Annotated in this window: 26 protein-coding genes and 1 tRNA gene; 11 read left to right on the top strand and 16 right to left on the bottom strand. The window is 66.2% G+C overall.

All coding sequences use genetic code 11. From position 1 onward, the window contains the following. Positions 1-176: 176 nt before the first annotated feature. Genes C8D87_RS42795 through C8D87_RS42775 form a run of 5 tightly spaced genes read right to left on the bottom strand, consistent with a single transcriptional unit; the run spans position 177 to position 3,789 of the window. Positions 177-581: a YbaB/EbfC family nucleoid-associated protein gene (locus tag C8D87_RS42795; protein WP_112232195.1), complete on the bottom strand. Its 405-nt coding sequence runs from the start codon at positions 579-581 to the stop codon at positions 177-179. Between the two features lie 7 nt (positions 582-588). Further along, positions 589-1,017, bottom strand: coding sequence for a hypothetical protein (locus C8D87_RS42790; protein ID WP_146772074.1), 429 nt, complete (start codon positions 1,015-1,017; stop codon positions 589-591). A gap of 20 nt (positions 1,018-1,037) precedes the next feature. Further along, entirely contained in the window at positions 1,038-2,480 is a 1,443-nt protein-coding gene (locus C8D87_RS42785) for a lipase family protein (RefSeq protein ID WP_112232191.1), read from the bottom strand. Continuing rightward, positions 2,480-3,274: a hypothetical protein gene (locus C8D87_RS42780; protein WP_112232189.1), complete on the bottom strand. Its 795-nt coding sequence runs from the start codon at positions 3,272-3,274 to the stop codon at positions 2,480-2,482. Before C8D87_RS42780 ends, C8D87_RS42785 begins: the two co-directional genes overlap by 1 nt. Further along, complete coding sequence (locus tag C8D87_RS42775; protein ID WP_112232186.1) at positions 3,271-3,789, bottom strand: WXG100 family type VII secretion target; 519 nt, start codon at positions 3,787-3,789, stop codon at positions 3,271-3,273. The genes C8D87_RS42780 and C8D87_RS42775 overlap by 4 nt, the downstream gene beginning before the upstream one ends. Before the next feature lie 247 nt (positions 3,790-4,036). Here C8D87_RS42775 and C8D87_RS42770 point away from each other — a divergent pair, with 247 nt between their 5' ends. The 5 genes from C8D87_RS42770 (at position 4,037) to C8D87_RS42750 (ending at position 8,114) form a co-directional block, all read left to right on the top strand. Next, positions 4,037-4,816, top strand: coding sequence for an ESX secretion-associated protein EspG (locus tag C8D87_RS42770; protein WP_170166793.1), 780 nt, complete (start codon positions 4,037-4,039; stop codon positions 4,814-4,816). Positions 4,817-4,908: 92 nt separating this feature from the next. Further along, positions 4,909-5,307: a hypothetical protein gene (locus C8D87_RS42765; RefSeq protein ID WP_112232181.1), complete on the top strand. Its 399-nt coding sequence runs from the start codon at positions 4,909-4,911 to the stop codon at positions 5,305-5,307. 17 nt (positions 5,308-5,324) lie between these two features. Beyond that, positions 5,325-5,867 carry a DUF3558 family protein gene (locus C8D87_RS42760; RefSeq protein WP_170166792.1) on the top strand — a complete coding sequence of 181 codons (543 nt, stop codon included), beginning with the start codon at positions 5,325-5,327 and terminating at the stop codon, positions 5,865-5,867. A 37-nt stretch (positions 5,868-5,904) separates the two neighbouring features. Then, complete coding sequence (locus tag C8D87_RS42755) at positions 5,905-7,383, top strand: hypothetical protein (RefSeq protein ID WP_112232177.1); 1,479 nt, start codon at positions 5,905-5,907, stop codon at positions 7,381-7,383. Next, positions 7,368-8,114 (top strand): hypothetical protein, encoded by a 747-nt coding sequence (locus C8D87_RS42750; protein ID WP_146772072.1) that lies wholly within the window; start codon positions 7,368-7,370, stop codon positions 8,112-8,114. Before C8D87_RS42755 ends, C8D87_RS42750 begins: the two co-directional genes overlap by 16 nt. 220 nt (positions 8,115-8,334) lie before the next feature. Here C8D87_RS42750 and C8D87_RS42745 read toward each other — a convergent pair whose 3' ends face one another. The 4 genes from C8D87_RS42745 to C8D87_RS42730 form a co-directional block, all read right to left on the bottom strand. After that, positions 8,335-8,670, bottom strand: coding sequence for a Scr1 family TA system antitoxin-like transcriptional regulator (locus tag C8D87_RS42745; protein ID WP_325049769.1), 336 nt, complete (start codon positions 8,668-8,670; stop codon positions 8,335-8,337). Between the two features lie 15 nt (positions 8,671-8,685). Further along, on the bottom strand, positions 8,686-9,594 hold the full coding sequence (locus tag C8D87_RS42740; RefSeq protein WP_170166791.1) for an IS3 family transposase: 909 nt from the start codon (positions 9,592-9,594) through the stop codon (positions 8,686-8,688). A 5-nt stretch (positions 9,595-9,599) separates the two neighbouring features. Beyond that, positions 9,600-9,911 (bottom strand): transposase, encoded by a 312-nt coding sequence (locus C8D87_RS42735; protein WP_112232169.1) that lies wholly within the window; start codon positions 9,909-9,911, stop codon positions 9,600-9,602. Positions 9,912-10,193: 282 nt separating this feature from the next. Next, positions 10,194-11,738: an ATP-binding protein gene (locus tag C8D87_RS42730; protein ID WP_146772071.1), complete on the bottom strand. Its 1,545-nt coding sequence runs from the start codon at positions 11,736-11,738 to the stop codon at positions 10,194-10,196. Positions 11,739-11,965: 227 nt separating this feature from the next. On the opposite strand from C8D87_RS42730, the gene C8D87_RS42725 reads away from it, so the two are divergent. From C8D87_RS42725 to C8D87_RS42715, 3 genes are all read left to right on the top strand, one after another. After that, complete coding sequence (locus tag C8D87_RS42725) at positions 11,966-13,291, top strand: AlbA family DNA-binding domain-containing protein (protein ID WP_112232165.1); 1,326 nt, start codon at positions 11,966-11,968, stop codon at positions 13,289-13,291. Between the two features lie 167 nt (positions 13,292-13,458). Continuing rightward, the gene (locus C8D87_RS45500; protein WP_146772070.1) at positions 13,459-14,181 is read left to right on the top strand and encodes a hypothetical protein; all 723 of its coding nucleotides are present in this window, start codon (positions 13,459-13,461) and stop codon (positions 14,179-14,181) included. A gap of 173 nt (positions 14,182-14,354) precedes the next feature. Continuing rightward, positions 14,355-14,867, top strand: coding sequence for a hypothetical protein (locus C8D87_RS42715; protein ID WP_146772069.1), 513 nt, complete (start codon positions 14,355-14,357; stop codon positions 14,865-14,867). Between the two features lies 1 nt (position 14,868). Here the strand turns inward: C8D87_RS42715 and C8D87_RS42710 are convergent, their stop codons facing one another. The 7 genes from C8D87_RS42710 to C8D87_RS49375 all read right to left on the bottom strand — a co-directional run bounded on the left by C8D87_RS42710 (position 14,869) and on the right by C8D87_RS49375 (position 20,007). Next, the gene (locus C8D87_RS42710; protein WP_325049767.1) at positions 14,869-15,561 is read right to left on the bottom strand and encodes a hypothetical protein; all 693 of its coding nucleotides are present in this window, start codon (positions 15,559-15,561) and stop codon (positions 14,869-14,871) included. Positions 15,562-15,726: 165 nt separating this feature from the next. Next, positions 15,727-16,419 (bottom strand): hypothetical protein, encoded by a 693-nt coding sequence (locus tag C8D87_RS42705; protein ID WP_112232159.1) that lies wholly within the window; start codon positions 16,417-16,419, stop codon positions 15,727-15,729. Then, entirely contained in the window at positions 16,412-17,371 is a 960-nt protein-coding gene (locus C8D87_RS42700; protein ID WP_112232157.1) for a tyrosine-type recombinase/integrase, read from the bottom strand. Before C8D87_RS42700 ends, C8D87_RS42705 begins: the two co-directional genes overlap by 8 nt. 117 nt (positions 17,372-17,488) lie before the next feature. Then, positions 17,489-17,562: transfer RNA gene (locus C8D87_RS42695), tRNA-Pro, on the bottom strand. A gap of 173 nt (positions 17,563-17,735) precedes the next feature. Continuing rightward, positions 17,736-18,851: a sensor histidine kinase gene (locus tag C8D87_RS42690; protein WP_233442553.1), complete on the bottom strand. Its 1,116-nt coding sequence runs from the start codon at positions 18,849-18,851 to the stop codon at positions 17,736-17,738. Beyond that, positions 18,845-19,477 carry a response regulator gene (locus C8D87_RS42685; RefSeq protein ID WP_170155109.1) on the bottom strand — a complete coding sequence of 211 codons (633 nt, stop codon included), beginning with the start codon at positions 19,475-19,477 and terminating at the stop codon, positions 18,845-18,847. The genes C8D87_RS42690 and C8D87_RS42685 overlap by 7 nt, the downstream gene beginning before the upstream one ends. 35 nt (positions 19,478-19,512) lie before the next feature. After that, entirely contained in the window at positions 19,513-20,007 is a 495-nt protein-coding gene (locus C8D87_RS49375; RefSeq protein ID WP_112232155.1) for a helix-turn-helix domain-containing protein, read from the bottom strand. Positions 20,008-20,144: 137 nt separating this feature from the next. On the opposite strand from C8D87_RS49375, the gene C8D87_RS42675 reads away from it, so the two are divergent. The 3 genes from C8D87_RS42675 to C8D87_RS42665 are packed head-to-tail and all read left to right on the top strand — an operon-like array spanning position 20,145 to position 22,857. Further along, complete coding sequence (locus tag C8D87_RS42675; RefSeq protein ID WP_112232153.1) at positions 20,145-20,405, top strand: acyl carrier protein; 261 nt, start codon at positions 20,145-20,147, stop codon at positions 20,403-20,405. A 5-nt stretch (positions 20,406-20,410) separates the two neighbouring features. Then, the gene (locus C8D87_RS42670; RefSeq protein ID WP_112232151.1) at positions 20,411-21,496 is read left to right on the top strand and encodes an acyl-CoA dehydrogenase family protein; all 1,086 of its coding nucleotides are present in this window, start codon (positions 20,411-20,413) and stop codon (positions 21,494-21,496) included. Beyond that, positions 21,493-22,857, top strand: coding sequence for an AMP-binding protein (locus C8D87_RS42665; protein ID WP_112232149.1), 1,365 nt, complete (start codon positions 21,493-21,495; stop codon positions 22,855-22,857). Before C8D87_RS42670 ends, C8D87_RS42665 begins: the two co-directional genes overlap by 4 nt. Positions 22,858-22,976: the final 119 nt, after the last annotated feature.

The raw sequence follows: 22,976 nt of genomic DNA, 5'->3' as shown, positions 1-22,976 counted from the left end.
GACGGGCGCTGGGCGGGATTTCGCTCGGCACCCGCAGCCGGTGTCAATCCGGTTCCCCTCCAGCAGGGCGCGGCGCGGACGGGACCTTCGAGCAGGCTGATCCGAAAACTGATCGGTCTTGGTGCTGAAGTGCCCGTCGTGCGGTTCGCGGTGGCACTGGGGCGTCCACTACGCAATCACAACGGTCGCCGGTAGATCGAGTTGTCACTGAAGTCCTCGTCCTCGACCAGCTGCTGCTTCGGCTTCCGCGGTTCAGGAGTACTGAACGCGGGCACTGACACATCGCTGTCAAGCTGTCCTGCCTGTCCGCCGACCGCGTTGCGGAACTCGCCGAGCACGTTGGCCGCGGCACCTTCCCTCGCCTGCCGCACCAACGTTATGAGCCTCGCGGCGAGATCCGGGTTCTGTGCGATCTTGAGATCAAGCAGGGCGCCGTTCGGCGCTACCGTCACGGTCAGCGTCTTGTCCTCGGAGGTGACGGTCTGCCCCGCGGCCTCCAGGTTGCGGCGGAACGCGACCGCGTTGCGCTGCAGTTCCGCGGTCTTGGCCTCGAAGTCGGCCAGCCATTCGTCCGGAGTCATCGTCTACTCACCTCGTCGTCGCTCTCGGCCCGTACTTTTCTTCAGGAGATCCGGAACCCTGGCCGAGCCCACCCTCGTAGATCACCGGACCGGGCGTCGCCGACCCGCCGCCGAGCGCGCTGCCCTCGGAACGGACCGCCAGGTTGACCTTGACGTCGTTCGACGAGGTCTTCTGCCAGAAGTTCTTTCGGGCGACTTCCTGCAACTGGCCGATCAGCGTGTCCTTGTCGACGTCCCCGCGGATCGTGACGTCGAGGTACACAACCTGCCCCTGGTCCAGCCCATGGCGGTACTCATAGGTCGCATCGACGACCTCCGGCATCGCCTTCCAGTCAGCGACCGTCTGCTTGCCGAAGCTGTCGACGCCCTCGTAATACTGGTCGCCGACGTTGCACCCGGCCAGCAAGCCCACCATGGCGAGCAGGCCGGCCAGCACGACCGAACGCAGCGCGCTACTCACTTCACTCCCTCACGCGTCACCTGATAGGTCCTCATCTGCGACGCCGGCCCGCCCTGGGTGAAGGCTTCCGTGCTGTCGAGGAACCTCCGGACCGAAGGATCCGAACTCTGGTCGAGTTGTCCCGCGACCGCGACGTAGTTGCGGTCGACGCGCTGGTCTTGCGGTTGGCCAGGGTTCTCCCGGTAGCCGCCGATGCTGTGGTTCTCGCCGATGGTGCCGGTCTGGTTCTCGAAGGTGACCGTGGTGCGGTTCGCGGTGTTCGGGTTGTCGCTGGCATCGAGATGCGGAACGATATCGCCCTTGTTCTCCAGCGACAGCATCTGCACGTTGCCGGGAATGTCGATGCGGCCGACCGGCGAGCCGGCAGTGACCACGTGTGTCACGTTGTACCCGCTCGCGACGAGGTCGCTGGTCGACTGGGCAGCGACGATGCCGCCCTGGCTGTGCCCGACCAGCATCACCGGCACACCGGATCCCTGCGCGCCGGCATCACGCAGCGCCTGCTCGATGCCCTGCTGCAGAACGGTTCTGTTGCCTGCCATCGCGTCGACGTTGACGCCTGAGTCGTTGGCGCTCTTGGGATCCCACGGCGCATTCCAGTCCTTGGTACCAGGGACATCCACGATGTAGCCGGTCACGTTTCCGTTGGCGTCCTTGATGATTCGTACATCGATGTTGCTCGGTTCCTTGTTGGTGGGGCTGTTGCGCTCGTCAAGACCCAGCAGAATGTCTCGCAGGTTGTGCGGTCCCGAACCGTCGTCATAGGTCTGGAGGTATTTGACGTCCGCCGTACCGTCCGCATAAGTCGCGGCGAGCAGATCCAATGTGGATGCCAGATCAACCGGTACGCCGAGCGATGAGAGCATGCCGGGCGACATGCCGATCAGGGTGTCGACCATGCCTGGGTGATCAACCAGCCACTTCTGCCAGTCACCGTCGTAGTTGGTGTACACATCCGCGGCGATCGCGGTACCCGTTGCGAGCCCAGCGGCGACAACACCACCTGGCGCCGAGGCGACCGCCAGGCCTGCCATCCATCGCGAGGCGTCCAGTCTCCTGGCTGCGAGCTCGTCCGCGGCCTCGTAAGCCAGCTTCGTGGCGCGAAGTGCATCGCCACGCAGGCCGATGGCCGCGGACGTTGCGGTGAGACCGGTTGGCCCGTCGAGCGCCATGGCCATGGCCGCCTCGAACTTCGCCACCCCGGACGGATTCAGCAGAGCCGAAGCCAGCACGTCGGGCTCAGCGAGGAACTTGTGGCTGGCCAACGCGGTCTTCAGCGTGTCACCGGCAACCTCATCGGTGAGGACGCTCATCGCCACGAGATCCTCACCCTTGGCTCTGAACCCGCCAGCGCCACCGCTGATCTGGATATCGGAGACAGCGGCGATCTCTACGTTGCGGTCCACCGGCTTATCAGGAACTACGCGGTCATCGGGCATTACAGCGCTCCCGCCACAGCCGGGGCGACCCACGTGCCCAGATCCTCACGCTCGGCTGGCTCCAGCCGCACCATCCGACGCCCGGAGCCGTCCGGCTCCGGTTCAAGGCCGCTCCAGCCACCGTCGGTGTGCACCCAGCTGACCTGGGACGTCATCCCATTGCGACCGACAACAAGACACCGCAACGCCCCATCCGTCTCGGTCGCCACCTGTCGAGCGAGCGCCGCTTCACCGCCCGACAGGTTCAGCGTGGCGGCCACGGCGGCCGGACCGCCGGGATCGGCACCCCGGAACAGCCTGGCGGCGCCCATCTCCTGCAGCACCGCCAGCGGCAACCGGCCACGCAACGGAGCCTGCTCCGATCCGCCTCCGCCCAGGCGTGACTCGATCCCGGCGTTGGTGCCCTGACCCTCGGGTGGAACGGCCCGGATCAGTTCCTTGCCCAGATCCGCCGAAGCGAACATCGACATCTCCACCGCGCCGTCACCCAGCTCGAACAGCGACGCACCCAACGGGCCGGAGACCGTGTGCATGCTGTGCAGGCCCTTGTCGCCGATCGCCGCGACGGTGTCCAGCATGACCATCGGCAACGCCAGGATCTCCAGGTTCTTGACCACCGACCGGTGCACTTCGCCGCCCACTCCGTCGACCACGCGCTTCTTGATCAGGCTGGCCTCGGCAGGGCCGATGTCGGCGGACGGCATCCAAGCTGGCGGCAGTTCGACACCGGCGCGTTCGACCAGGTACGTGAGCTCGCCGGCGGTGAGCACGAGCCGGTGCGGTGCCGGGCTCACGCGGGCACCCCCTGCCCACGCAGGTACTCGCCGACCTCGAGCCACGCCTTGTCCCCCGCGGGCGGCAGGTTGTCCGGCCCCCACTTCCATCCCGTCCACGGCGGCTGCGGAGGTTGAGGCGGCTGACCACCACCGAACCCCAGCGCATCCGCAACACCGTTCGCGATATCCCGTGCAGCCTGGTTGAAGGCATCGACCGCTCGGTTGAACCGGTCGATCGCGCTGGTGAACCAGCCGACCACGGCCTCGGAGATCTTCTTGATCATCGCGATCAGCTCACGGACCTCCTGCGCATGCCGCCGCAACAGCGCGGCCGCCTCGGTCAGCCCATCCGCGGCCTTCTCCAGCTGCCGCCGGTCCCCACCGACCGTCTCCCGGCACCCCTCGGCCGCTACCGACTGCCACTCCATCTTCCGCGCATCGTCGTCGAGCTTCTTCGCGCGATCCCGCACCCCGTCAGCGCGCTTCTCGATCTCGCCCGCGATCCGGTCCAGCTCGTCCGGGTTCCCGTACATGTCTCCGCCCCTCACTCACAGCGAGCGAATCATGACAGGTGGTGGAGGCGCACGCCGTTCACCCGGAATTGCGTGCTTCTACCTATCCCCGATGCCGATGTTGACCGCAATCTACTCACGGACCGTAGTGATCAACCCCTCAAACAGGGGCAACCCGTTCTGTAACGCTCCGTAGAGCACAGGTCGACTGGCAGTATGGCTTCCGGTCACGCACCGTGGGAGCGGTGTTCGGGGAGGGAAGATCCACGTGTCAGGGGAGATCGTCTGCTCGTTCGTCGAACTCGACGTGCTGGGCGTTGCGCTGCGGCTCGACGTCCGGCAGTTTCCGTTCTCGATTCCGCACTTCGCCGTCGAAGCGGAGGAGCGGCTGAGGTTGGGGCAGGCCGCGCAGGATGAGCTGATCGCACGCAGGTTGATTCGCAGGGATGACTTCGCCCCTGAGCTTGTGCAGACGCTGAACGTGTACGCGCGTGGGCGGGTCGCCATCGCCATGCGTGGTGTTGCCGACCAGGAGCAGCATCTCGCCCTCGCGGTGATCGACGACCACGCCGGCGTGCTGGCGGTGCAGGAAGGCGAGGCGTTGCGGTTCGAACTGGCACAACCTGACTCGGTCATCCGCAGGCTCGTCGGGCTGTTGCCACCGCTGTCCCCAGGACCGGGCACCTCGGTCACCGTGACCGCCAAACCCCCGCCGACCGCGCGGCGACGGGTCGACGAGGACTTCTCCGAGTTCACCTTCACCTCGACGGTACGAGCGGCAGGACACTCGCCGGCGGCGCAACGAGCCGCAGCCGAGGACATCCTGCGCCAGCCACGACTGGGTGGCGGCGACTTCCTGGTCACTGCCCGCAGCCGCAACAGCCGACAGAGCACTCCGATCACGATGAACTGGCTGGACACCCAAGCGGGCCGCTACGCCGTCCTAAACAGCACCGATTGCGACGGACGACTCCAAGCGACCTACACGCCCGCTGATCTCGCTGCACTCGACCGACACCTGACCAACCTGGTGAGGAACGTGTCGTGAAGGAACCAGCGCCGCTGGTCATACGTCGGAATCACCGAACACGGTGAGCGACGAATTGCTAACGTTGGAGCACCTGTCAGGGAGGGGCAGCAGTGGCTGACATCTGGTCGAGCGTGAGTGGTTTCGGCGACGCGTTGAACAGTTTGAAGGCTGTCGGCGCAGCTGGCGGCTGGGCCATCAACGAGTCTGGCGGCCGAGCCTTGATCACTGCGGCTCAGGACCTCTACGACGAGCTTGGCGAGATCCTGGCCAACTCACGGGACCTCGGACAGGAACTGCCGCTCGGCACGACTCCTGCTGCCCAGGTCTACAAACCGTTCATGGCGACCGTTGCGACCGATCCAAGCCAAGGCGCATTCGCCGTCCTGACGAAGCTCCGCGAAGAAGCTCTGGAGTTCAAAACCGAGGTCGAAAAGGCGATGGGCGCCTACAAGGCCGCAGACGAGGGTGGCCAGCAGAACATCACCAAGGCTGGCGGCCCCACGGCGTGAACACCGAAGGAATGCACGTGACATCTCGCTTCATCCTGACCACGCTGGCGGCTGGTGCGCTGGTTGCCATCAGCGCGTGTTCGGGCGGACAGTCGTCCGGAACACCACGCCCAGAAACCAACACTCAGGCCGCGACAACGACCACGAGCGCTTCAACCACTCCAAGCGCGAACGACGGGTCACTCAAGGACAAGGATCCTTGCTCCTTGCTGAGTTCGACGGAGGCTTCCGGACTCGGCGCCACAGGAACACCAAAGCGTGAAATGGTCGGCACCAAGGACACCTGCAAGTGGAAGTCCGCAGACTCCAACTTCCACGTCGGCATTCGCACGAACCTCGGTTTGGCACAGGTACAGGCCGACGGCGGCAAGCTGACCGAAATCACCGTCGGTGGCCGCCCAGCCAAGCAGGTCAGTGAGGACACTGCGGGCACCTGCATCATCGCGCTTGAGGTCACTTCCTCGTCGCGCGTTGACGTAACGGTGACGCCTCCGCCAAAGAGTGATGGTTGTCCGCTGGCCTTGAAGGTCGCTGAGTTCGTCGCGCCGAAGTTGCCGTGAGGCGCTTGTTCTGACTGTGGGTTGAGAGGGTGCAGGGATGAACGAGGGGCCACGCGGTCAGTCCGGCGACGTCTACTCGCGATACGGGCTGCAGCGTCACGGCGAGGTACAGACGGGCCAGCAGATCCATGACCAGGTCACCGCGGTGAACCTGGCGACGCACGGGCCGATCATGGGCCCACTGATGGCGATCGTGCAGGGCAGCGGCCAGGTCGACGATCTCCTGGACGGGCAGGCAGTGAACCTGCGCAACCAGGGTGTGTCGACCCGCCAGGCCCCGGCCGCGCCCGGCGTGCACTACCTCGGCATCTCCCACCCGCAACTGCACGAGATGGTCAACAACGGCGTCGACCCCGGCACCGTGGGCGCGGCCGGCGACACCTACACCCAGATCGGCAACAAGCTCACCGCGTTCCAGGACCGCATCGCCACCGCGATCGGCAGCAGCGAGGCCGACTGGAGCGGCAAAGCCGCCGACCAAGCCCGCACCGCGGTCGCAGGCCTGGGCAACAAAGCCTCCGAGGCCGGAACGGCGGCGCAACTCGCGGGCACGCTGATCACCCAGCAGTCGCGCGCGTTGAGCACCGCGAAGTCCACCGTGCCGCCACCACCCGCCGTTCCCTACGACCCCGCAGCGGCGAACGCCAGGCGGATGGCGATCACCGACCCGATCCTGTACGTGCAACAGGCTGCCGCCGACGCCGCCGCCTTCCAGGAACAGAAACAGCAGCACGAGGACGCTGCGCGAGCGGTAGAGACCTACGACCGCACAGTGACGCAGACCGCGGCCGCCCAGCCCGCGTTCGCACCCGCTCCCCCAGCGCCACCGTCCCAGCCTCAACCCGAGCCGCGGCCGCAGCCTCCGATCGGCACCGATGACTCGAACGGCCGCGGGTTCACACCACCGCCGCAGATCGGTGACACGACCAACACGGCGTGGACGGCACCACCGGTCACCAGCACCGGCGGTAACACCACCAACACCAGCGGTCTGGGCGGTGGCCAGAACAACCTCGGCCTGGGCGGCAACCAGCCAGGCGACGGCAACAACAACCGCGGTGGCGGCGGGCTCAACCCAGGTTTCCTGCCCGGCCCAGGCGCCGGCGACAAGAGCACCGGCCGGACCGGTGGCCCTGCAGGTACCGGTGCAGGCCGAGGTGGCACTGGAACCGGTGTGGGCGGCGGACGTGTGCCCGGCGGCACCGGCGTCGGCAATCCCAACGCCGCCAAGGGGTTCAACTCCGGTGGATCCGTGGGTGTGCTGCCCGGTGACGGTTCGGCAGGCCGTGGCGGCAGCACGGGCACCAGTGGCGCGGCGACTGGCCGCGGTGGCGCAGGTGCCGGTGCCGGTGCCGGTGCGATGGGTGCCATGGGTGCCGGTGGCGCGAAGGGCAAGGGCGAGGAAGATCTCGAGCGGACCACGCCGTCGTACCTGCTGGAACCGGACCCTGACGAGACCTTTGGCAGCGACGCCTTGGTGGCGCCGCCCGTCATCGGTGAATGGACCGAGCCGTAAACCGCCCCCTGTTCGGGTGGCGGCGTCGTGAGGACGGCGTGGTGGTCGGGGTGTTCCCGCACCACCGCGTCGCCTACTTGCGTCGCGAGCTGGGCGCGTTACAACGCCTGGTGCGCAAGCGCTTGGACACCATGCCGATGCGGCAACCGTTCGACGGTGTAGAACTGGAGATCTCGGCGCAGCTGCCCGACGATCCACGGCTCCTGGCACTCCTGGAGTACTGCAACGACAGCGATCCCGACTGGCTGGTGCAGTGGTGGGAAGCCGACCCGTGGCGCGAACTCGACGCGCACGCGGACGTTGCCCTGTCCGAGGTGCTGACCGCCGACACCGAGGACGGCTGGGGCGAGTTGCATGGTCCCGATCAACTCGCGGCCGTGGTCGAGTCGGTCGGCGCGCTCTCCGTCGTCGCCGAGCAACGGTTCGGCGGGCCAGGAGACGCGGACCTGCGGCCACGGCTGGGTCAGCGGATGGCTGCGGCACGTGTCATGGTCGCTTGCCCGGTCAGTCAGCTCGGCATAGCTCGCAGCACGGCATCGGCCACGGCGTTGAAACTGGGTACCTGCGCTGGGACCGGTGGGGTGATCCAACGCAGGCGGTGCCGTCCGAAGGTGCTGGGTGGTAGGTCGATCGACAGGCCTGACCGGATGTGGTCGACACCCCGCACGGCGAACTCCGGAAGCGTCGGCCCGATGTGCGGCGCCGTGATGAAGGTCCAGCGGACAGCGTGATCGTCTGACGACTCGAACACAGGGGCCAACTGGTCCAGCAGGTTCCATGTACGGGAGCCAAGTTCCCTTGGCATGTCAAGGGCTTCGACCGCACGCCCGGCGACCAGCCACACACCCGAGCCGTACACATCAACGGTCCAGCCATGTTCGTCCTGATAGGACTGCGCGGCGGCTTGGACCTCCGTCTGCGGTCCCTCGAGGCCGCCGATCCCCAACCGCGTCACGCGGATTCACCTTGCGCGCGAATCGAATCGGCCTGCGGCATCGTTTCCTCGTTCGAGCAGTCGGTGGCCGACAACGCCTCGCCGAGTCGAGTTATCGCTGCTTTCGACTGATCAGCATCCAGGCTGCACCGGTCGAGGGAGCGGACAATCGCGGCGTAACCCTCGACTGCGGCGGCGTCTTCGACGAACAGCGTGGAGTTCTCGCTCCTCAGGCACACCAGCGGCTCGTACTTGGCGAACGTCAGCTGTGTGAACGGCCCGCGTATGCCCGCGTGGGCACCGATCGCCGCAGGCACGACCCGGATCGTGACGCTCGATGAGGTTCCCCCGATAACTCGGAGGGTTGACTACCTGGCTCCGGTCGGGGATGCCGGGATGATAGATGGCTCGAGTTGGTCGGCGTGCCAGGCGGCTTCGTACTCGTCGGGGCTGAGCCAGCCGAGCTCTTTCTGGATGCGCTGGGTGTTGTACCAGCCGTCGATGTAGCTGAAGATCGCGTTCTCGGCCTCGTCGCGGGTGCGCCACGAGTTCCGGTACACCAGCTCGATCTTCAACGTGGAGAAGAAGTTCTCCATCAGCGCGTTGTCGTAGGAGTCGCCGACCGAGCCCATCGACGGCAGGATTCCGTTGTCCGCCAGGCGTTGCGCGAAGCGGATCGAGGTGTAGGTCGAGCCTCGGTCGCTGTGGTGGATCAGCTGCCCGTCGCGGACGTCGCGGGACCAGATTGCGTATTCCAGGGCGCCGAGCACGAGGCTGGTGTCGCAGCGGTCGCTGGTCTTCCAGCCCACGATCCGGTTGGAGAAGGCGTCGCGGACCGCGGCCAGCCAGAACACGCCCTCGCCGGTGGGGATGCGGGTGGCGTCGGCGACCCACAGCCGGTCCGGCGCCGGGGCGGTGAAGTCCCGGTTGACCAGATCCGGTGCCGGCGTGGCTCGTGGATCGCGCCGGGTGGAGGGTGTTCGCCACTTCGTGCGCAGGAACGCGCCCTGCAGCTCGTGGCCGCGCATCAGCCGCTCGACTCGCTTGCGCGACACCCGGATCCCGCGGCGGCGCAGGGTGGCGTGCACCCGCGGGCTGCCGTAGGTGCCGCCGGAGATGGTGTGGATGTCCACGATCTCGGCTACCAGTTCCTCGTCCTGGCGCTGCCGCGGTGACGGGTCTGCCTGGCGCTGGACCCAGCCGTAGTAGGTGGAGGAGGCGATACCGAGGACCCGGAGGATGGGCTCGACCCCGAAGCGGCCACGAAGCTGTGACACGAGCTTCACGACCGTCGCCGGGCCGGGTCGAGTTCCGAGGCGAAAAAAGCACTCGCGGCCTTGAGGATCTCGTTGGCACGCTTGAGTTCCGCGTTCTCCCGCCGCAGCCGCCGCAGCTCCTCCGACTCGCTTGTGGTGGGCCGGTCGTCGCGCTCGCCGCGGTCGGCCTCGTCCTGCCGGATCCAGTTGCGCAGTGCTTCGTGATGCACCCCGAGCTGCTCGGCCAGCCGACGGATCACCGGCTTCGGATCCGACTCCCGATACAGCCGGACCGCACGAGCCCTCAACTCGTCGGGGTACTTCTTCGGTGCTGCCACGGACGACTCCCTTCAGGCCCTATCGGACCATGCTTGAAAGTCTCCGAGCTACCGGGGGGAACCTCAGAGAAACCTACGGAAGCTATTGTGGATGAATTGCCACTCCGGACCGTGGCGATGGAAGAACGGCGCGGTCCTCTGCACGAACTCGTCCAGGGCGTGAGGCTCAGCCCACGTCGCAAGCCAACGGACGTTCACAGGGACACGAAGACGAGCGACCACTCCAAGCAAGTCGGTCAATGCTGCCTCGTCGCCTACTGCACGCAGGTACCCCTTGTAGCGCTACTCGATGTCGCCACCGTAGTTCGACGCATCCACGAGCAACCGGCTCGCAAGTTCCTGACGAACGCCAGCATCCGGCTCGTGTTCTTCTAGCGCCTTCAGTTCCTCCAGGACGTAGGTCAACGCCAGCGGGTGTCCTTCGCTGGCTTCTGCCAGTTTCTTGATGTGACCTGGGTATAGCCACTCCGTCAAGCCCGCGGCCTCCGCGAGCTGCTCCACTTCCCGTTTCGTCAGCGGAGGTAGCTCTACCGTCCGGCCCTCGCTAGCGAGCGTTGCCTGAATCGCGCTCGGCACCACACTCACGGTTTGCGTGCCGAGAACAACGAACACACCGTGAGGCAACGCAGCGGGCGCAGGTAGCTCCTCCAGCAGCGAGCGCGTCGGCCTCTGCTCACGCGGAATATGGTCAAGCCCGTCGATCACGATGACCGTAGCTTCGCCGTCTTCCTCCCACCTGACGCCGGCCTGATCGCGCAGATCGAGCAGAACCCTCTGACGGCTACGCAAGTCAGTGCCTACGCCACTGCGGCGCAGCCCCGTGTCCTCCAAGGCCAACGACAGGTCATGGAAGAAGCTGTCTGCCTCGCCGCGGCCGCTCAATGGATCCGCAGAGTCCGGCACAAACGCGTAGTAATGCACGATGTGCCCCGGAAAGCTGATCATCGAGAGCAATGTCGACTTCCCCGAGCCAGCAGGTCCTACGAGCGCCAAGTACCCGCCTGTCAGGTCACTCGCCGCCGACTCCAGCGCCTCACGGGCCGCCTCATTACTCACGTAGACCATGGGCATCGGGAAGCGGTGAGGATGGCGATACCGCAAACGATCTACCCAATCGAGCTTGCTCAGCAGCTCATCGCGACTCAGCCGTCCCTTCCGCGAGGGGTCCGCCACGATGTTCTGCAAGGTTTGAGCCAGGTGGTCAACTTCGCGGTCGTCTGGCGCTTCGTCAGGACGGAGCAACGGACTGGTCGGCTGGAGCCCAAACATCAACTCCAGGTCTCGAATGAACAGGACGAAGTCGTTATCGGACAGCCCGCTGAGTTGACGAAGCCGGGTCCATGCTGGTTCCCACTGGACGACCTCCGGGAGCGCGGCAAGATCGGACCATGCCTGGACGCGATCGACGATCATTGTGCGCACAGGAGTGAATGCCCTGGCCAAGAAGGCCGCGAGACTGCGCGGTTTGTCAGCAGACGACGTGGCGAGCGGCGTCTTCCCGGTGGCCGCAGTCGTGGACGCATGGTTGTTGGTACACAGGTAGACGGTCAGTGGCTCGGCGGATACCTCTCGCAAGCGGATCCAAGCTGCAGCAAGTTTCGTCCACAGCCCAGGCTCGTCCTTCTCACCGGCCGTCAGATCACTCCAATTGAACATGCCTGGGAGCTGAGACCACTTGACCTGCAGAGCATGTCGCCGCTGACCCGACTTGAACTGAAAGTCGTCGGCGATCCCGGCAGCCGGATCCGCCACGTGGATCCACTCAAGCGTCCCGAGCTTCGCGATGACGATCCTGGCTGCCAACTGGAACTGGCCGGCGAACCCCACCAGGGCCGACCTCTCGCCTTCACTTGGCAACCGCGCCATAGCCATCCCTTCAGCTGTCACCCACGATCTGAGTGCCCATCATTTTGGATGCACAGCTGCCTCGCCGCGTGTCCGACGCGCCAGGTGTTGGCTCCAGCAGTGCAGCTATCGCGTTCAGGCTGGCTTCCAAAGCACGGCGTCCCGGCGAGCCTCGCGTCGTCGGCGGGCGAGTTGGCTAGTGTCGGCTGATGGCGCTGATGTGGTCACGGATCCATGCCGAACTTGGCCTTTCCCCGCAGCCATTGACCTACGCCATGGTGGAACAGGCCATCGCGCAGGGCGTTCGTGAGAACGAAGACCTCGACTGGAAGAGAGATCTGGCCTGGAAAAAAGACCTGCCTCCCGACGCCAAGGAGAAGAAGAAGCGGGAGTTTGCCAAGGACGTAGCGGCGATGGCCAACACCCGAGGTGGGTTGATCGTCTTCGGGGTGTCCGAGGAGAACGAGCGGCCGGTCAAGCTGCTGGGCGTGCCGAATAGTGAGCAGGACAGACAGGCCATGCGGTCGTTCACCCACAAGTACCTGCGGCCGCTGGTGGACAGCCTGGTGATCGAGCCGCTCAACGGTGAGGACGACGCTCCTGGCCTGATTGTTGTATCTGTGCCTCCGAGTCCCGACGCACCTCACGTGATCGGTGAGAAGAACGAGATGGGCATCCCGCACCGCGACGGCTCAGACACGCTGTGGATGTCGGAGGGCCAGCTCGAACGCGCCTACCGTGATCGCTTCTCCCGGCGAGCCGACGATCGGGCGGCGCTCACCGCGTTGATCGACGGCTTGGTGCCCGAGATCGACTTCGACAAGGGCGTCTGGCTTGCGGTAGCAGCGCGCCCCATCGCGCCGTTGCCGCTCCTGAGCCGGCGTCCGCAACGCGAGCAGGTGTCTACCACTCTGAGGACCGCTCTGCAGCTGGCCTCTGAGGTGTTCGGACGGGGGCAAGGCAGGGTGCCGGTGCTCAACGAGCTGTTGTCAGGTGATGCGGTGAACAACGCAAGGCACGGCTTGCGGCGCTGGGTCATCCGGTCGAATCACTACTCTACCGACGCCCAGGAACGAGTCAACTGGGCCTTGGTGGAACTTCATCACGACGGCTCCATAGCTTTGGCAATCTCGCTGGGAGCGTTCACCCAGGGTGTGGAGATCGTCGGCACATCTCCGACTGCCATGCAGGTGCACCTCAAGATCGTTGATGCTGCGATCGCGGAGGCGGTCACGCTGGCGGCGACCCATGCCCGCGGGCTTGGCACAGTCGGCACGATCCTGGCTCGCGCAGCCTTGTTGACCAGTAAGGCGGCCGTCAGCGCGCCGCTCGAGGCGATCGACAATCAGCTCATCGGCGGGATGAGTTCGCTCTACCAACGGGTTCCTGGATCGCGGGCAGTGCGCAATCCGGTGGCGGTGGAGGCTGGGTTCTCAGCTGAGGACGATGTCGCCGCTCTGCGCGGTGTGGCGCGCCAACTCGCTGATGATCTCAACCATCAGTTCGGGACGAGCGGTTCGACCATTCCCGACTGAGGCCGATGCTGGAAACCCGGATCAAGGTTGCCAGGGAGACGGGGCCGAGCTGGTTCGGTTGCCGGCTCGCGGCGGTCAATGAGACGCCGCCGGGCGCTGTTGTAGTAGGTGTCACCGAATAGTCGCTCATCCTGTTAGGACAGGGCAGCGACCACAGGGAGAAAGCTATGGCTGGAGCCGGATACACGGCGATCGCTCTCACGCCACTGCCTCGAAAACCCACAGGCTCATTGGTTACCGGAGCATGGCGTTACCTCGTCGGATGCCATAGCAGCGTCAAAGGGTTGTTTGACGCTCTTGCAACTATCCGCGCGACCAAGCAGGCCACGACGGGCCAAGACACACGCGGCCGGCTCGCCAGTGACGAGGAGGATCTCCTCCGGGCGGCACTGGTCTTTACTTCCAGCGGCCTTGATGCCTGTTGCAAACGGCTCCTCCGGGACACCTTGGAAAGCCTCATCGCGGGCAACGCCACTGCTGGCCGCAAGTTCCACGACTTCATCAAACAGGAGCTCGCCACTGGCCCTTCCGATCCACTGGCCCAGGCGATCCTTGCGGGCGACCCTCGCAAGCAGATGATCAAGGTGTACATCGATGTCCGCACCAAGGCCAGTATGCAGGGCAGCGGCGACGTCAAGACCCGAGTGCGCGACACCCTGGGCATCTCGAACGCACAGCTCCCAGTCGCGCAGATCGAAACACTGGACAAGTTCTTCGCTGCACGAAATGCGATCGTCCACGATCTCGACTACGAAGATCCATCGGCTCCAAACAGCAAAGCACGGTGGCGCCGAAAGATGGAGGAAGTCCGTGACGACTGCGACGCAGTGCTCGCCGTTGTCGCCACGATCATCCGGGCAACGGCGACCAACCTGCGCGCATGCGCCTGAAGAGCGCGTGGTCAAGGTCTACTCGACCAGGACCGCGCACACGTTGACCGCAATCGCAACGACCTCAACGAGTTCACGGAGTTGCTGTGCAGGTCGCCTCGGACGGCATCACAGTGCCGATCAGCTTCGCGCTGACTCGTCCGCATGACGTTGAAATGCAGTACACATCTGTCATGGACGACCTTCTCGACAGACGCCGCCAGGAGCTGACCCACTTCGGCGAACCAGCCCGTTTCGACATCCGCATGTTCCCGCTGCTGACCGCGGAGTGCCCGTCCGGAGTGCTGATCGACCCCAACACCTACGCACTGCGCCAGGTGGTGGCGGAGATCGGGCTGCAGTTCAAGCGAGAGACCAGGTACGACCTCGGCCCGTTCGACCCCTCGAATCCGAACTACCAGGGCGTCCTGATCAACTCAGAGAGGTTCTCCGCAACGTTCCCCATCGCCGCGGGCGCGGCCGGCTTCAGCCGCGAGGACGACACGTGGTGGATGGACTGGGTGTGGGTGCACCCCTACGAGCGCGGCACAGGGTTGTTCGGCCAGGCCTGGAACGAGATGGAGCGGCTGTACGGCCTGTTCCACATCGATGGGCCGTACTCGGCCTCCATGAGCACTTTCCTCCGGGCCAGGCAGATCGATCCAAACCGGTTGAACCATCCCCTGCACGACGACCGACGGGATTGAACTAGGCAACCGCAGCACACACCTTGGCCGCGACTTCACGGCGAACCACCGCGATCAACTCACGTGCCTGGACGGTGCCGATCTCCAGCTCCCTGCGAAGCACATCAGCCGGAATCGGCCGCAGGTGCGACGCCCAGTACCGCGCGTCAGCACGCCGAGCACGCACCAAGTCGTCCTGCGAGAGCGCTGCAGACTCCAGCTCATCACGCTCGACCTGTTCGGACCCAAGCTGGACGGCTGCGGACGGACTGACGCGAGCGAGCGCCTGCAAGACCTGCGGGCCGACCTCCGCCCAACCGATCAACAACGCCGGACCGACCGCGTCGAACGCCGCCTTGCCGTACGCACCGCTCAACAAAGGCTCAGCCACGTTGAGAGCCAGCGACATCACGCTGACGAATAACGTGAACCTGTGCAGAGGCCGAAGGTCCTCCGCCGAAGCGCCGTGCATGGCGAGATACCTCGTCGCAAGAAGAAGCCCGAGAATCGACAAGTCGACCGCAGGCGCGATCAACGGAGCCACCCACACCGGTACACCGAGCCGCAGCGCAAGGCTGAGCACATTGCCGAACCCGAAGAGAAACGTCAGACCAACAACCACCGCGATGATCACCGTGACCGCACGCGACACGTCCTGCAGAACCCCGGAATGCGAGCCCGTGACGGGCCCGAGAACGCTGACCTGCGACGACACAGGCTGACATCGAGCAGCAGGCGTGGCCTCTGGACCCTGTACTTGACGTGCGGAAACGGCACTGGCCGACATCAGCCGACACCTCCGTCAGGGTGCACCCCGAGGACTCTTAATCAGCGGGGTCGAGTGTCGGTCGCCGGCAAACGCGACGTCGGCCAGCAGGAGCTACGCGGTGAGCGCACGAACAGAATCACCGCTTGTCCGTGAGGCTGAGCGTATGGCCCTGACCAGGCTCCTCGACCTTGAAGAACCAACGTGTAGCCGCTGGCGCAGCGTCTCCGCCGATATCGGACGATGATGAAGTTCGCGATGGCGGACGTCTTCACGCCTTGCGCGTTCCAAAAGTTCGTCGTGGACCGGCTCCGAGTTTGTTGCGGCAATGGCACCGGCATTCGACTGAACCGCGGCTTGATTCGGGCCAAGCGTCGCCAACGGATCTCCGACTTCTTGACGGGCTGGCAGGACCGGACGTATCCCTTGCAAGAGACAAGGGCCGACATCCGCCCAGCCGATCAGGAGCAGCGGCCCCACAGCGTCGAAGGCTGCTTTGCCGTACTCGCCGCCGATCAGCGGCTCTGCCACGTTCAGGACCAACGTCGCCACGCTGCAGAACATCAACAAGCGACGCAAGGGCTTGAGCTGCGAGTCGCACGCGCCCGCCGCAGTCAACTGACGCAAGCCGAGGAGCAGACCCAGCACAGACAAGTCGACTGCGGGAGCAACCAGCGGTGCGATCCATCCAGGCACTCCCAGCCGCAGACCGAGACTCAATACGTTGCCGAACCCGAAAAGGAAGGTAAGCCCAACGACGGTCCCCATAATCACGGCCACTGCTCGGCGAATCAGGTCCTCAGACATGTTCACCGATCCCCATCCGCAGCTGCATCTCCTGCGCACGTTCGGCGGCTGCGCTTTCGCCGTAGTGGCGCGGCATGTCCTCGGACGTCCAGCCGAGCAGCAGCATCAGGTCGCCGGTGTCGCCGCCCGCTCGCTTCCACTCGTGCGCGAAGTTGTGCCGCCACCGATGCGCGTGCACACCGGTCAGCCCGGCAGAGAGACCACGGCGCTTGATCATGATCTTGATGCCGTTGGGCTTCAACGGCTTGCCGCCACGGTCGGCCAGCCACAGGTCCGGCAGCTCAGCGCCCTTGTGCTTCGCACGGGCGCGGAGGTAGCGGCTGATCGCTCGTGCGGTCTTGGGCCCGTACCGGACGCGGCGGTCCTTGTTGCCTTTGCCGTGGTAGTGCACGGAGTCGGTGTCCTGGTTGAGATCCTCGAGGCTGAGGTTGCCGACTTCGGACAGGCGGGCGCCGGTGTTGTAGTAGAGCCGGATGATGGCCTCGTCGCGGAGCTGGACGAAGTCCTTGCCCTTGCAGGTGTCGAGGACCTTTTTGGTGTCGTCGTCGCGGATGACGGCGATAACCTTCTTCTGTGGCTTGGGCTGCTTCACCCGCTCCATCGGTGAGCGGTCGATGTCCTGCTCGTCCAACTCGAGCCACTTGAAGAACTGCTGCAGACCCTTGTGCTTGTTCAGCGCCGTTGCGCCAGACCGGGTCTCGATCATCCACGCTTGGAAGAACTCGATGTGTGCGCGAGTCACCTCGCACGGGTCGTCGGCGGCGTCGTCAGCGTCGGGATCGGGCGAGTACTCCGCCAGGTAGCGCGCGAGCTGGGCTGCGGCCAGCAGGTAGTTGTAGCGAGTGGTCTCCGGATGGCTGGCGGAGCGCAGCGTCCGATCCCAGTCGCGGAGATATCCCGCCCAGGTCTTCGAGAGGCCGAAGGTGAGCTTGTCGAGGTTCAGCAGAGGCATTGTGAAAGCCCTCCGAGTAAAGGGGTCGATGAGCGGCGTGCTCGACCCGGCAGAACTCGGCAAGATCACAAAAAGAGGGCCCTCGCAGTATCTGACCTGCGAGAACCCTCTTGGCCGTCGGGACGACAGGATTTGAACCTGCGACCCCTTGACCCCCAGTCAAGTGCGCTACCAAACTGCGCCACGTCCCGGCCACACTCCCGGTTGCCCGGCGTGCAGGGAGAATCGTACAACACCCGGAACAGAGATCAAAAACGGCCCCCGGCACAGGGCGGGAGCTGCGGAAATACGGCGGGGACCCGACGTGCGGGTCCCCGCGTCCCTCGGTCCGACCGATCCCCCGATCCTCGACCGACACCGAGAACTATGCGTTGGCCGCGTCTCGTGCACCACCGCCGAAAGTCGAGTCTTGTCCGTCAACCTTCGACTTACCGGAGGGTAGGACGGCTGAGACGCTGAAGCCGCCGTCTGCTCGGTACGAGGTGGTCAGGGTGCCGCCGGCCAGCCGCACTCGTTCGGACAGGCCGTGCAGGCCCGCTCCGCCGCCGTCGGCCAGGGAAGGCAGCGTGCTGGGGCCGTTCACCACGGACACTCGCACGGGCGATGAGCGGTCGACGGTCACCGTCACGGCGGCGCCTGGTGCGTGTTTCGTGACGTTGGTCAGGGCTTCCTGGACCACGCGGAACAGGGCGCGGGAGACGGCTGGGGACAGCGCGGCCTCGCCCGTCTCGGACAGCGTCACCGACACGCCGGCGACCCGTGCGCGGTCCACCAGCTCCTGCAGGGACGGGTAGGACGTGTCGGAGTTCAGCAGGCCCAGGGCGGCGCGCATCTCGGACAGGGATTCCTTTGCCAGGGCACGTAAGCGCTGTGCGGTTTCGCGGACGGCGGGGTCGGTGGCGGTGGCGGCGAGGGCGGCGGATTCCACGGCTATCAGGGTGGCGTGGTGGCCCACGGCGTCGTGGATTTCGCGGGCTATGCGGGCGCGTTCTGCGGCTCTGGCCGAGGTTTCCTGGGCTTCCAGTTCGGCGGCTCGGGCTCGGCGGGTTTCGTAGAGCGACCGGGTCAGGTCCTTGCGGGTGGTCACGAGGGCGCCCAGCGCCGTGGGGGCGCCTGCCAGGCCGAAGGCGAAGGCGGTGGCCAGCAGCAACGAGCCGAGCGGGATGGTTTCGGTCAGCAGTACCGGGGCGATTGCGGCCACGGTTTGCAGGACGACCCAGAAGAGTTGGACCGGGATCGACTTTTCCTTGCGGCCCAAGCGGTATTGGGCCACCAGGGCCGGGGCCCAGCCCAGGCCGCCTGCCACGGCTGGGACGCACAGCAACGCGGCCAGCCACGGCCAGCGCAGGCGTACGGGCAGCAGCAGGGAGGCGACCACCGCAGTCCACAGCGACCACGGGAACGGGCGGTCCTGGGCCAGCAGGACCACGCCCGTGGTGATGCCCACGGTGAGGATTTCGCGGTAGAGCGGCTTCACCACACACCGACCTGGTGCGCGACCAGGGCCGCCTGCACCCGGTTTTCCACGCCCAGTTTGGTCAGCACGGTCGAGACGTAGCTCTTCACCGTGGCCTCGGACAGGCACAGTTCTTCCGCGATCGCGTGGTTCGAGCGGCCGCCGGCGAGCAGTTCGAGCACCTGGCGTTCGCGGGCCGACAACGAGTCCAGTTGCCGGTTGGCCCGGAAGCCGCGCAGTCGTGGCAGCAGGCGGGCGGTGATGCGGGGGTCCAGCACGGCGCCGCCCGCGGCCAGGTCGATCACGGCTCGCACCAGGGTTTCTGGCTCGGCGTCCTTGAGCAGGAAGCCCTGGGCGCCGAGGTCGAGGGCGGTGGCCACGTAGTCGTCCAGGTCGAACGTGGTCAGCACGGCGATGGCGGGCGGTGTGGCCCACGTTCTCAGCCGCCGCACCGCTTCCAGGCCGTCCACGCCCGGCATCTGCACGTCGACCAGGACGACGTCGGGCAGGCGGGCCAGGACGACTTCGACCAGTTCGGCGCCGTCGGCGGCCTCGCCGACGACCTCCACCCGTCCGTCGGCTTCCAGGAGGACCTTCAGGCCCCGCCGCAGCAGGGCCTCGTCGTCGGCTAGCACCACTCGTACGGCCACGAGCCCAACCAACCGCACCCCATGCCAAAGGGCAACTAGATCACCCAAGTGGTCACGACACCATCTGTGTGCACTCCGATCACGTGCGAGTCGTCGGACGTGAAGACCAAGGCGCGCAACGGTGGTCCCAGCAGCGGCAGAACTGTCACCAAGCGCTGGTCCTGGATGTGCCACAGGACGACGCCGGCCTCCGCCACGGTGGCGAGCATCGTGGCCGCCGCGTTGAAGGCACGGACCTGTGGCGCGCGGTTCATCCTGACGTCGGCGGGCTGCGCGGCCAGCGAGGTCCAGCGGCGTTCCCACGACGGTTCGTCGCCGCCGCACGCGCGGACGTAGGCCAAGGTCACGTCGAGCGTGGGCAGTTTGCGGCCGCCGGCGGCGTCGGACAGCGTCGCGGCCGAGTAGTGCGTCAACGCGGCGAGCCGGCGATACGTCGGCATGCCGGCCGCGCGTCGCAGTGTGCGCAGGTCGGCGGCGAATCGTAGTAGCGGGCTGTCTCCTTCGTCGAGTGGACGCTCTTTGCGGGCCATAGTCGGTTACCTCCCCCGCTCCCCATTTTGTTCGGGCTTCGTCGTACAAGTCCAGGCGTGGCCACCGAACAATCCGTTTCGGCAGTACAAAGGCAGAGCAGGCACCGGAACACCCGCCGACGTGGAATAGGGGACCCATGTCCGACGAGTACCACCGCGATGTGCTGGAGAAGCTCACCGAACTGGTGCGCGACGAGTTCCTCGACGGGGAGGACGAGGAGCTCACGGCCACGACACCGCTGATGGAGTGGGGAATCCTCAAGTCGATCGAAACCACGCGGCTGGTGACGTACGTGCGCACCGAATTCGGTGTGCGCGTTCCACCGGCCCAAGTCACGACGGAGAACTTCCGAGATCTGCAAAGCATCGCCGGACTCGTCACGGCATTGCGCGGGTGAGCCGGATGGAGTTCGGCCAGACGGCCGCACAAAGAGACCGCTGCCGGACAATTCGGGATGCCGGCGAATACGACTGGCAACGGCTCGGTGAACTCGGCGTGCTCGGCGCCGCGATACCCGTCGAACACGGCGGACGAGGACTCGGCGCGCTCGACACCGCCCTGGTCTTCGAGGCCGCCGGGTACGGCTGCCACGACACCGGGCTGATCTTCGCGGCTGGCGCGCACCTCTTCGCCGTGGCGCTGCCGATCGCCGCGTTCGGCTCCGAGAGCCAGAAGAAGAAGCTCCCCGGACTGTGCGATGGCACGCTCATCGGCGCCAACGCGATGACCGAGCCGGACGCCGGATCCGACATCGGAGCGCTGAAGACCACCGCCGTGCGCAACGGCGATGACGACGGATATGTGCTCAACGGCATGAAGAGCTTCGTCAGCAACGGCCCGATCGCGGACGTCTACGTCACCTACGCCGTCACCGACCCCACCGCGGGCCACCTCGGCACCACCGGTTTCGTGGTCGACGCCGGCACGCCCGGCCTGGTCAGGGGCGAGCCGTTCGGCAAGCTCGGCATGAACGGCTGCGCGGCGGGCACCGTCGAGTTCCGCGACTGCGCGGTGCCGGAGGACGCGGTGCTGGGCAACGGCTCCCTCGTGTTCCAGCACGGCATGCTCTGGGAACGCGCCTGCCTCTTCGCGATCTACCTCGGCGTGCAGGACCGGCTGATCGAGCGCTGCATCAGGCACGTCAAGCAGCGCAAGCAGTTCGGCAGGCGGCTCAGCGACTTCCAGTCCGTCAGCAACCGGGTCGTGGACATGCGGCTGCGACTGGAAAGCGCCCGTCTGCTGCTCTACAAGGCCTGCTGGGCGATCGACCAGGACGATCTCGCGGTGCTTCCCGCGGCACTGTCGAAGCTCGCCGTCTCACAGGCCGCCGTGCAGACCGCGCTGGACGCCGTCGAGCTCTTCGGCGGCCGCGGTTACCAGACCGGCGAGGGCATCGAGGAGCACCTCAGGGACGCCGTGGGAGGCCTGATCTTCTCCGGCACGTCGGACATCCAGCGGCAGCTGGCGGCACTGGAGCTGGGCCTGTGACCGCGCTGCACCGGCTCGTCGGCGAGGCCGCCCGACGCACACCGGAGGCGCCCGCCATCCACGACGGCACCACGACGATCACTTACCGCGAGCTCGACGACCGTGCCGGCCACCTCGCCGCGGGCCTGCGGGAACAAGGCATCGGCAAGGGCGACCGCATCGTCATCACCGCCGACAAGAGCGCGGACACCATCGCACTGATGCAGGCCGCACTGCGAGTCGGCGCCATCTACGTACCGGTGGCACCGGCCAACCCTCCCGCGCGCGTGGAAAAGATCATCAGGAGCGCGCGGCCGAAGCTGGCCATCACCGACTCGCGCACCGCGCCAACCGCGGGCTCAGCACCAGAGATCCACGAGCCGGAGCCGGACGACCCGGCCTACGTCCTCTACACCTCGGGCTCGACCGGCGAACCGAAGGGCGTCTGCGTCAGCCACCGCAACGCCGAAGCGTTCGTCTCCTGGGCGGCCCGCGAAACCGGTCTGCACCGGGGAGACCGGCTCAGCAACCACGCGCCGTTCAACTTCGACCTGAGCGTGTTCGACCTCTACGGCGCCTTCCACGCGGGCGCCGCGGTCGACCTCGTGCCGAGCGATGTCGCCTACCACCCGGCGGAGCTCACGGACTTCCTCGTCACGCGTGGCATCACGGTCTGGTACTCCGTGCCGTCCGCGCTGCTGCTCATGATGCGGCAAGGCGGCCTTCTGCACCGGGACAACGCCCTGCGCGTCTGCGTCTTCGCGGGCGAACCGTTCCCGTCCGACCAGGTGCTCGAGCTGCGCAAGGCGTGGCCGAACACCAGGCTGTTCAACTGGTACGGGCCGACTGAGACGAACGTCTGCACGTCGTACGAGGTGCACGACGTCGATCCGAGCCGCCCACTGCCGATCGGTTCTCCCAGCTGTGGCAACAACGTCGAGCTGGACGACGGCGAGATCGTCGTCGACGGCCCCACCGTCATGCTCGGTTACTGGGGCGGGCCACCGCAGCAGGGCCCGTACCGCACCGGCGACCTCGGCAGACGAACGAACGGGGTGCTCGAGTACCGCGGCCGGCGCGACGCCATGGTCAAGGTCCGCGGCCACCGCGTGGAACTCGGCGAGATCGAAACCGCGCTCGCCGCTCACCCCGATGTCGGCGCCGTGGCCGTCGTCGTCAGGGGCAGCGGCCTGGAGGCGAAACTGCACGCCGTCGTCGTGCCGCGCAACGACAAGCGCCCGGGCCTCGTCGGCCTGAAACGGCACTGCGCCGAACGCCTGCCCGGCTACATGATCATCGACTCGCTCTCCGTGGTGGCCGAACTGCCGCGCACGGCCAACGGCAAGACCGACCGCACCGCACTTTCCAGGGGGATCCAGTGACGTTGTTCGGCAAGTCGACCGCCCTGTACGACGAGTGGGAGGACGAGGGCGTTTCGCCGTTCTTCCCGGTGATCGAGACCAACCGAGGCCACCACGTCACGACCGCCGCGCACGGCGAT

The organism is Lentzea atacamensis, assembly GCF_003269295.1.
Taxonomy (GTDB): domain Bacteria; phylum Actinomycetota; class Actinomycetes; order Mycobacteriales; family Pseudonocardiaceae; genus Lentzea; species Lentzea atacamensis.
Note: the sequence above shows the minus strand (reverse complement) of the source record. Positions and strands in the feature narration are given on the sequence as shown.